At 39.0% G+C, this 9,891-nt stretch carries 7 protein-coding genes; 6 read left to right on the top strand and 1 reads right to left on the bottom strand.

Features of this window, described 5'->3' with window-relative positions; translation table 11 throughout:
• Nucleotides 1-37: 37 nt before the first annotated feature.
• Nucleotides 38-421, bottom strand: a complete 384-nt coding sequence (locus BUA88_RS03560) for a thioesterase family protein (RefSeq protein ID WP_072912825.1) — start codon at nt 419-421, stop codon at nt 38-40.
• A 106-nt stretch (nt 422-527) separates the two neighbouring features.
• Between BUA88_RS03560 and BUA88_RS03555 the strand changes: the two genes are divergently transcribed.
• The 6 genes from BUA88_RS03555 (at nt 528) to BUA88_RS03530 (ending at nt 9,852) form a co-directional block, all read left to right on the top strand.
• Nucleotides 528-896 carry a hypothetical protein gene (locus tag BUA88_RS03555; protein ID WP_072912822.1) on the top strand — a complete coding sequence of 123 codons (369 nt, stop codon included), beginning with the start codon at nt 528-530 and terminating at the stop codon, nt 894-896.
• Between the two features lie 117 nt (nt 897-1,013).
• Entirely contained in the window at nt 1,014-2,774 is a 1,761-nt protein-coding gene (gene argS / locus BUA88_RS03550) for an arginine--tRNA ligase (RefSeq protein ID WP_072912819.1), read from the top strand.
• Nucleotides 2,775-4,166 carry an RsmF rRNA methyltransferase first C-terminal domain-containing protein gene (locus BUA88_RS03545; RefSeq protein WP_072912817.1) on the top strand — a complete coding sequence of 464 codons (1,392 nt, stop codon included), beginning with the start codon at nt 2,775-2,777 and terminating at the stop codon, nt 4,164-4,166.
• Nucleotides 4,163-5,029: a YitT family protein gene (locus tag BUA88_RS03540; RefSeq protein ID WP_072912815.1), complete on the top strand. Its 867-nt coding sequence runs from the start codon at nt 4,163-4,165 to the stop codon at nt 5,027-5,029. The genes BUA88_RS03545 and BUA88_RS03540 overlap by 4 nt, the downstream gene beginning before the upstream one ends.
• The gene (locus BUA88_RS03535) at nt 5,029-7,572 is read left to right on the top strand and encodes a translation factor GTPase family protein (RefSeq protein ID WP_072912812.1); all 2,544 of its coding nucleotides are present in this window, start codon (nt 5,029-5,031) and stop codon (nt 7,570-7,572) included. The genes BUA88_RS03540 and BUA88_RS03535 overlap by 1 nt, the downstream gene beginning before the upstream one ends.
• A 120-nt stretch (nt 7,573-7,692) precedes the next feature.
• Nucleotides 7,693-9,852, top strand: coding sequence for a sensor domain-containing protein (locus BUA88_RS03530; RefSeq protein ID WP_072912810.1), 2,160 nt, complete (start codon nt 7,693-7,695; stop codon nt 9,850-9,852).
• The last annotated feature ends 39 nt before the right edge of the window (nt 9,853-9,891 follow it).

Raw genomic sequence — 9,891 nt, 5'->3', positions numbered from 1 at the left:
AAAAATGCGGCTGGGACTTAATTGTCCCAGCCGTTTTTTATTTATGTCCAGTTGCTTTTTGCATAAACTTTTCATTATTGATTATGAAGCGTTCATGGGTACCCATACCTACCATTCCGTTTTCGTCGGAACAAACAACTTCAAAGACAAGCTTACGTCCATCAATACTAATTAGTGTCGCTTCACACATAACTGTGGAGCCGATAGCACTTGGTGCCATATGGCTTACATCTACTTTAGTTCCTACAGATCCGAGCCCTTCTTCAAGTTCTGGCTGAATCATTTTCCAGCATGTTTCTTCCATAAGTGAAATCATTGCTGGTGTTGCAAAAACCTCCAGAGCTCCACTTGTAAAAGCTTTTGCAGTGTTGTCCAGAGTGACAACTGTTTCTGCATTTCCCTTCATTCCGATTTCTAACATATTTTTTAGATGCTCCTTCCTCTAAAAAGTTCATAGATTTATTATACTCTTTTTATGAATAAAGTGGTAAAATTATTCTAAACTCTAGACAGAAAGGGGAATCGGCATGATTAGCGAAGAAAACATTATCGATTTATCGGATTTTGCAGAACGTGATATTAAGGAAGAGTTTACACGGCTTAAGGACAGTATCACTGTGCTTGAAAAGCTTATTGATTCCAAAGATCTAGAACAGCCAAGTGAGAACGGAAAAATTACAAGGGAGTTGAAAAACTCAATTCGGGAAAATCTTGAGGAGATTACTTTGCCTTTAGAGCAGAAATGTGATGTTTTGGAAAGTAAGCTAAATGGAATACAGGAAACACTTAATCAGGTAAAGCTCAGACAGGAGACTAGAGAAAAGTTACTAGTACTTAACACAATCGGTCTGGGTATTATTCTTGTGATGTATATTTTGAGTTATATTGGTATATAATCCTTGATTTATGGAGAATCCCACGATTGTGGGATTCTCTTTTTTATGGTATAATCAACCACCGTGGATTTGACTTTTTTAAGTAAATTATAAATAGATTTTATATGGAGGATAAGAATGAAAGCAATTCTTCAGCAGATTAAGGAAGAAGTTGTAGCAGGTTTTACAGCCTGTGGCTATGACGAAAAATACGGAATGGTTTCTCTTTCAAACCGTCCAGATCTTTGCCAGTTTCAGTGTAATGGCGCACTTGCAGCTGCAAAGGAATACAAAAAAGCTCCTATCGCCATCGCTGGTGAGGTAGCAGAGAAGCTTGCTGCAAACAGCATGTTTTCTAAATGTGAGGCTTGCCCTCCAGGTTTCATTAATATGAATCTTTCAGACGAGTTTATTGCGCAGTTCGTTTCAAAAATGGCTGATGATACAGAGCGTTTTGGTGTAGACAAAGTTTCTTCACCAAAGAAAGTTATGATAGATTACGGCGGACCTAATGTTGCTAAGCCACTTCACGTTGGTCACCTTCGTTCTGCTATCATTGGAGAGTCTATTAAGCGTACAGCACGTTTTATGGGTGATGAAGTAATAGGTGATGTTCATCTTGGAGACTGGGGTCTTCAGATGGGACTTATCATTACTGAGCTTAAGCTTCGTAAGCCAGAGCTTGTTTATTTTGATGAGAACTATGATGGAGAATATCCTACAGAGCCACCTTTCTCTATTACAGAGCTTGAGGAGATTTATCCATGTGCTTCAGGAAAATCAAAAGAGGATCCTGCATATAAGGAAGCTGCTATGACAGCTACTTATGAGCTTCAGCACGGAAGAAAGGGCTATCAGGCACTCCTTACACACATTCTTAATGTTTCAGTTACAGACTTAAAGCGTAACTATGAGAAGCTTGATGTAGATTTTGATCTTTGGAAGGGGGAATCAGATGCACAGCCTTACATCCCTGATATGGTTCAGAAGATGAAGGACGATGGCTTTGCTTACATTTCAGAGGGCGCTCTTGTAGTAGATGTTAAGGAAGATACAGATACAAAAGAGGTACCACCATGTATGATTCTTAAGTCAGATGGAGCATCTCTTTACAATACAACAGACCTTGCAACACTTGTATGGCGTATGAAGGACTATAATCCAGATTCTGTTATATATGTTGTTGATAAGCGTCAGGAGTTATACTTTACACAGGTATTCCGTTGTGCAAAGAAGACTGGTATTGTTCCAGCAGATAAGAACCTTTACTTCGTAGGCTTTGGTACTATGAATGGAAAGGATGGAAAGCCATTCAAGACACGCCAGGGTGGTGTTATGCGTCTTGAGTATCTTCTTCAGGAAGTAGAAGAGAAGATGCTTGAGAAAATCAAAGAGAATGGTACTATGAATGATGAAGAGGCTGCTAAGACTGCACAGATCGTTGGTCTTTCAGCTGTTAAATATGGTGACCTTTCAAATCAGGCATCAAAGGATTATATCTTTGATATTGATCGTTTCACTTCAGCAGAAGGAAACACAGGCCCATATATTCTTTATACAATCGTACGTTGTAAATCAATCCTTACAAAGGCAGGAGTTAGCTCATTTGATGGAGCTATTCTTCCAGCACATTCTGAGTCAGAGCGTGGCCTTCAGCTCGAACTTACAAAGTTTATGGCAGCTCTTGCATCAGCATATGAGGAGATGGCACCACACAAGATTTGTGCTTACATATACGATTTAGCAAATGCATTCAACAGATTTTATCATGACACTAAGATTTTGGCTGAGGAGGATGCGGCAGTTAAGGCCAGCTACCTTAAGCTTTTATGGCTTACAAGGGGCGTTCTGGAAAAGGCTATAGACCTTCTCGGTTTCAATGCACCGGAGCGTATGTAAATGGATACATCTTTTTTACCAATTGATTTTGTTAATCGCATGGAGCAGGACTTAGGCCCTGACTTCCATGCGTTTTTGCGTTCTTATGAGGAAAATAAGATATCAGCACTGAGATTTAATCCTATAAAAGCAGATGATAAGGCAGTGGAAACTATGTCATCTATGCTTACAGGAAAAGTGGATTGGAGTAAAAACGGATATTACTATGATGAGACTTACAGACCAGGACTTCATCCATATCATGCTGCAGGTGTATATTATATACAGGATGCTTCGGCTCAGCTTCCTGTAGAAATGTTAGCCCCAGTTCCAGGGGATATCTGTCTGGATTTATGTGCCGCTCCTGGTGGTAAGTCTACGCAGATAGCAGGCTATTTAAACGGTGAAGGAATTCTTGTATCAAACGAACCGATGAAAAACCGTGCCAAGATTTTATCTGAAAATGTAGAAAGACTGGGTATCAGAAATTGCATTGTTACATCTGAGTATCCAGATAAGCTGGCAGATACATTCCCAGAATATTTTGATAAGATAATGGTAGATGCGCCTTGTTCTGGAGAGGGAATGTTCAGAAAGAATCATGATGCATGTGATGAGTGGTCCCTTGAATCCGTAGAGATGTGTGCTGACCGTCAGGCAGAGATTTTAGACAGAGCTTACGAGATGCTTATTCCTGGTGGAAGAATGTGTTATAGCACCTGTACATTTGCAAAACTGGAGGATGAGGAAGCAGTGGCTGCTTTCATCAGTCGTCATCCAGATATGATTCTTATTGAGGAAAGGCGCTTGTGGCCTCATGAGGTAAAGGGAGAGGGGCATTATGCGGCTCTCCTGGAGAAAGCAGATTCAGATGGTCGTAGAGAAGAGTGCGCTGCTGATAGAGCGGTAATCTCAATAAAGAAAGTAAATAAAAAGATTAAAGAATACTTTGATTTTTTAAGAATTGATATTCCATTAGATAAATGCCTTCCCCTTGAAGGGCGAGAGAGGTCCAGTGGACCTCAGGTTCGAGCAGACCGGAGCGGAAGCGGAGACAAGGTGGGCCCGAAGGGCTCGGATGAGGTGTTGTTATACCTGCTTCCCGACAACTGTCCTGATTTTTCAAAACTCCATGTACTTCGAGGTGGACTTTTCCTTGGTACACTTAAGAAAAACAGATTTGAACCTAGTCATGCACTGGCATTAGCACTCACAAGGGATGAAGTTAAAAACAGCTTCGATTTACCAGCTGATGGTCAGGATGTTCAGAATTATCTTAGAGGACAGTCAGTGATGGCTGATGTACAGGATGGCTGGACACTCATTACTGTAGATGGATATTCTGTAGGATGGGGAAAGGCTGTTAAGGGTCAGATAAAAAATCATTATCCGAAGGGGTTACGTTTATTATGATTCATAAAATTTATATGCACAAACAGGATATCTACGAATATATCATGTTTACCATAGCTTCTGCTGTTATGGTTATTGGAATATATTTCTTCAAATTCCCTAACCATTTTTCTTTTGGAGGCGTGAGTGGTATTTCCATTGTACTTGCCCAGTTATTACCTAGAACACCAGGTAATATTAACTTAATCATTAATATGATTTTGTTAGTGATAGGATTCCTGGTATTTGGAAAGAAATTTGGCGTGAAGACTACATATATTACATTACTGGTTTCCTTTGGGCCTCGTATCCTTGAGATGGTTTGCCCTATGGATGGGCCTCTTACAGAAGAACCAGTATTGGAGTTATTATTTGCTGTGGCATTGCCAGCGTTTTCATCAGCGATTTTCTTTAATCTTGGTGCATCATCTGGTGGTACAGACATAGTAGCAATGATTTTAAAGAAATATACAAAGGTAGATATTGGTACAGCTTTGTTCATGTCAGATGTCTTTATCGTTGCATGTGCATGCCTTGTATTTAATGTTCAAACAGGACTTTTTTCTCTTGTGGGACTGTTGGCAAAATCACTTGTTGTTGATGAGACAATAGAAAATATTAACCTTGCAAAATATTTCACTATTATTTGCAATGACCCAGAGCCTATTGTTAATTATATTATGAAGGATTTGGGAAAAGGCGCTACCGTTTATAAAGCTGAAGGAGCCTATGGTCATAAGGAAAAGACCGTAATTCTTACAATCCTTAAGAGACAGCAGGCAGTGGAGCTGAAGAATTATATTCGAAGAAATCAGCCTTCTGCATTTATCGCAATTACGAATTCCAGTGAGATAATAGGTAAGGGATTTAGAGGATATAATTAATGAAATCAGTATGGGGAATAATGGCACATGTAGATGCGGGAAAAACTACATTGTCCGAAGCAATTCTGTATAATGCAGGCCAGATAGCATCCATTGGTCGAGTAGACCATGGGGATGCTTTTTTGGATACTGATTCTCAGGAAAAGGCCAGAGGAATCACCATCTTTTCAAAGCCTGCAGTTTTTCAACACAATAATCAATCTATCACTCTTTTAGATACACCAGGGCATGTGGATTTCGCTACTGAAGTAGAGCGAGCAATATGGGCTCTTGATTATGCAATTCTTCTGATTTCTGGCACAGATGGTGTTCAGTCTCACACTAAAACTATCTTTAGACTTCTGGAAAATAACAATATTCCTACAATTGTCTTTGTAAATAAAATGGATATGGATACGGCGAATCTTGATGATGTGATGGCGGATTTGAAGACACAGCTTTCTGACAGATGTGTTGTTTTCACAGATAAGGAATCAATGTCCATGGAAGATGAAGACGCCATGGAGGAATTTTTAGAGACTGAGGATTTAAGTCAGAAGACAATATGCAGACTTGTTTTAGAACGAAAGACAATTCCTGTTTTTTCTGGCTCAGCCATGAAGAATGAAGGTGTGATTGAGCTGATGGATTTTATGGCATTACTTTCAGATGGCATGGAGAAAGCAAAGGATTTTGGTGCAAGAATATATAAAATAGAAAGCCTTGGCAGAGATGCCAGACTAACATTTACAAAAATAACAGGGGGAGAGCTTAAGGTTAAGGAAGTTCTTCCAAATGGCGAAAAAGTAAACGAGCTTCGCATATATTCGGGACTTAAATATCAACAGGTAGAAAAGGCAGAGGCCAAAGATGTGGTGGCTATTGTTGGTCCAAAGGAAACCTTCCCAGGACAAGGACTTGGAGTAGAAGCCAATAGAGCAGAGCTTTCATTAAGACCTGTCCTTCAGTATAAGCTTGTCTTTACAGATGGCACAGTGCCAAAGCTTGCATACCCTAAGCTACTTGCACTTAATGAGGAGGACCCTTCTTTAAATGTTAGCTGGGATCCACATCAGGAAGAGATAAAAATGAATCTTATGGGTGAGGTTCAGACTGAAATTCTCATTAATAAAATTAAAAGAGAATTAAATTATGATGTAGAATTCCAAGAATCTGGGGTGTTATACAAAGAAACTATTGCTGCTTCTGTGGAGGGTGTAGGACATTTTGAACCTTTACGACATTATGCAGAGGCTCACATTTTAATGGAACCTTTAGAGGCAGGAAGTGGAATAGTAGTGGCATCTGATGTTGCCACAGACGATTTGGCTCTAAACTGGCAGAGATTAATTGAAACTCATATTCTTGAAAAGGAGCACTTGGGTGTTGAAATAGGAGCTCCACTGACGGACATAAAATTTACTATAGTAGGTGGACGGTCACATATAAAACATACAGAAGGTGGAGATTTCAGAGAGGCAACCTACAGAGCTATAAGACAAGGTCTTATGGAAGTAGGTACCACTATTTTGGAGCCATACTATAAATTTGAACTTTTGGTTCCATCTGATGCCATTGGACGAGCAATGACTGATATTGAAACAATGTCTGGTTCATTTGATGTACCTGAGGATTATAATGGTATGTCAAAGCTGACAGGTACTGCTCCTGCTTCGGAGATAAGAAATTATCAGTCCAAACTCATTACCTACACTAAGGGAGAGGGGCAGCTGTCGCTGACATTTTATGGATACCTACCTTGTCATAACAGCCTGGAAGTAAAGGAGATTGTAGGCTATAATCCTGATTCAGATGTGGACAATCCGTCCTCATCCGTATTCTGTTCTCACGGTAGTGCTGTTATTGTTAATTGGGATGAGGTTAAAGAAAAATGCCACGTGCCATGTCGTAGCCAGAAAACATCGGATGAATCAGAGGTTGTGGCTACAAAAAGAATGAATCACTCTGTTGATGAATGGCTTGATCCAGATGAGATAGATAAGATACTTCATATGGCTACACATAGTAATCATGGAAAGAATCCTAAAAAGGGGTGGCATTATGGAGATAGCAGCAGACCTAGAAGGGTAGATTCTGACTACGTATATACTGCACCGAAGGAAGTTAGGGCTAAGGAGAAATATCTCCTTGTAGATGGCTACAATTTGATATACGCCTGGCCTGAGCTGAAGGCTGTTTTAGATGTGAATCTTGATGGAGCCAGAGGAAAGCTTCTTGATATTCTTAGCAATTATAAGGCTATGACAGATTACAATGTTATTGCTGTTTTTGATGCATATCGTGTTAAGGGACATGAGGTGACGGCTTCAGATTATCTTAATATTCATCAGGTGTTTACAGCGGAAGCTCAGACAGCAGATGCCTATATTGAAAGATTTACACATGAGCACGGCAAAAAATATGACATCTCTGTAGTTACTTCAGACGGATTGGAACAGGTAATAATCCGAGGAGCAGGAGCGAGACTGATTTCATCTAGAGAATTTATTGAAGAGGTTGAAAGACGGGCTCAGGAGCTTAGAGAGCAGTTTGATATAAAATAATTTTTTAAAATAATGATTTAATTGTTTTTTTAACAGTTAATTCATTATTTTTTTTTATACTATTAAACGATAGGTGATTTCGCCTATTTATTTAGTGTATAAAAAGGGGATATTAAGAGCATGGAGAAGTATCAGTTTGGGGAAATTGAAAAGGAAGCTCTTGAAAGATTGAATATTGCCATGGCAATATATCAGTACATAGACAAGCGCGTAGTAACTCTGCTTGTTACTGATGGAATGTGTAAGCTTATGGGAATGAAGCGAGAAGATGTCATTACATATTTGGATGATGATATGTACAAAGATACTCATCCAGATGATAAAGCCAGAGTTGCTGATGCCGCACTAAAATTTGCTGCTGGAGGCGATAACTTTGACTGTGTATACAGGACAATGTCAAAGCTCATTAATGATTATGTGATTTTACATTCACACGGAGAGCATTTCTTTATGCCTAACGGAACCATGCTTTCATCTACTATATATATGGTAGAGGGACTGAATAGTGATAATCCGCTTACTGAAAAGCTGGCTTCTAATTTCAATGATATTATGACGAAGGAAAGCCTGATAAGAGATAATTTTTATGATACTCTTACAGGCCTGCCAAACATGTCTTATTTTCTTTCGCTTGCAGAGGCGGGCGGCCGGAAATATCGCAAAGAGGGCTATGCACCTGCAATGTTATTCTTTGATTTAAAGGGCATGAAATACTTTAATGAAAAGTATGGACTTAGAGAGGGCGATAATCTTATAATTGCCACCGCTAATACTCTAAAAAAATATTTTACTAATGAGAATTGCGGACGAATGGGATCTGACCATTTTGCAGTATACACTAAAACTGAGGGCTTGGAGGATATTCTGCAAAAAGTATTTGAAGACATGAAGTATGCCAACGAAGGAAGAACTGTACCTATACATGTTGGTATTTATTCTGATGCATTTGAGGAAATATCTGCAGCAACAGCATTTGATAGAGCAAAGATGACCAGTGATAGGGAAAAGGGTGCCTATGTATCTAAATTTTCTTATTATGATGCCAACATTCATGAATCCGCAACGAACTACGAGTATGTAATTAATAATTTTGAAAGGGCCATGGAGGAAGGTTGGATTAAACCTTACTACCAACAGATAATCAGAGCTGTAAACGGACAGGCATGTGATGAGGAAGCTTTGGCTAGATGGATAGACCCAGTAAGGGGTATGATTCCACCTCAGCATTTTATATATGTATTAGAAGATATTAAGCTTATTCATAAGCTGGATTTATATATTCTGGAGTGCGTTTTAAGAGATTTGGAAGAGGTAGCAAGTAAGGGTTATCCTATTGTTCCGGTGTCTATCAATTTATCCAGATTTGATTTTCAATTATGCGATATAGTTGAGGAAATTAAAAAGAGAGTAGATGAATCTTCGATTTCGCCTGATAAAATTACAATAGAAATAACAGAAAGTGTTTCAGCGTTAGAGATTGGTTTTGTAATAGAGCAAATCAGAAGATTCCATGAAGCTGGATTTAAGGTTTGGATGGATGATTTTGGAAGTGGATATTCGTCCCTTAACATGCTACAAAAAATTGATGTTGATTTGATTAAATTCGACATGAGTTTTATACGTGAATTTGCAACCAATAAAAAGAATCATGTCATTATTACAAAGCTCATCGAAATGGCAAGACAGTTGGGAATAGATACTGTTGTGGAAGGTGTTGAAACAGCAGATCAGGTTAGGTTCTTAAGGGAAGTTGGAGCAGGAAAGCTTCAGGGGTTCCATTTTGCTAAGCCTATTCCTTTAGATGAGTGGTATACAATTGCTGAAGCTAACATAGGAAATGTTATAGAACGGGAAGAAGAAGTGTCATATTATGATGCCATTACCCGTACTAATGTAATGGAGCTCGACGTTACAACGGATACTACTAACATTGGATCAAACGAGTTTTTGGGGCAGATACCTACGGGAATATTAGAGTTAAGAAATGATGGCTTATATGTAGTGCGATATAATAAATCCTTTGCAAATTTCCTGGTGAAGCTTGGATATGTAGAGCAGTCTGATCTTGGTCATATAATGATTAAGCAGAAAGCTCTTCCATCAGAACAGTTTTTACAAGCCGTCCAAACAAATGAAGGAAAGGATTGGGTTCTTGTTGAAGACGCAAAAGAAGCAGGACTTATAATGGATGTGTATATCAAGAGAATTGGGCAGAATCCTGTTAACGACAATATAGCTTTTGGAGTTTCAGTTATTGCAATTAAGAGTGACGTTTCTTAGGTTTGACATACTATGTCAAATGTGTTAACTTTTCATAGA

The organism is Pseudobutyrivibrio xylanivorans DSM 14809 (assembly GCF_900141825.1).
GTDB classification, from domain to species: Bacteria; Bacillota; Clostridia; order Lachnospirales; family Lachnospiraceae; genus Pseudobutyrivibrio; species Pseudobutyrivibrio xylanivorans.
This window is presented reverse-complemented; position numbering and strand designations above follow the sequence as displayed.

Coding starts and splice junctions, on each gene's coding strand:
- BUA88_RS03535 (WP_072912812.1), top strand. CDS start 5,029: ATGAAATCAGTATGGGGAATAATGGCACATGTAGATGCGGGAAAAACT.
- argS (WP_072912819.1), top strand. CDS start 1,014: ATGAAAGCAATTCTTCAGCAGATTAAGGAAGAAGTTGTAGCAGGTTTT.
- BUA88_RS03555 (WP_072912822.1), top strand. CDS start 528: ATGATTAGCGAAGAAAACATTATCGATTTATCGGATTTTGCAGAACGT.
- BUA88_RS03545 (WP_072912817.1), top strand. CDS start 2,775: ATGGATACATCTTTTTTACCAATTGATTTTGTTAATCGCATGGAGCAG.
- BUA88_RS03530 (WP_072912810.1), top strand. CDS start 7,693: ATGGAGAAGTATCAGTTTGGGGAAATTGAAAAGGAAGCTCTTGAAAGA.
- BUA88_RS03560 (WP_072912825.1), bottom strand. CDS start 421: ATGTTAGAAATCGGAATGAAGGGAAATGCAGAAACAGTTGTCACTCTG.
- BUA88_RS03540 (WP_072912815.1), top strand. CDS start 4,163: ATGATTCATAAAATTTATATGCACAAACAGGATATCTACGAATATATC.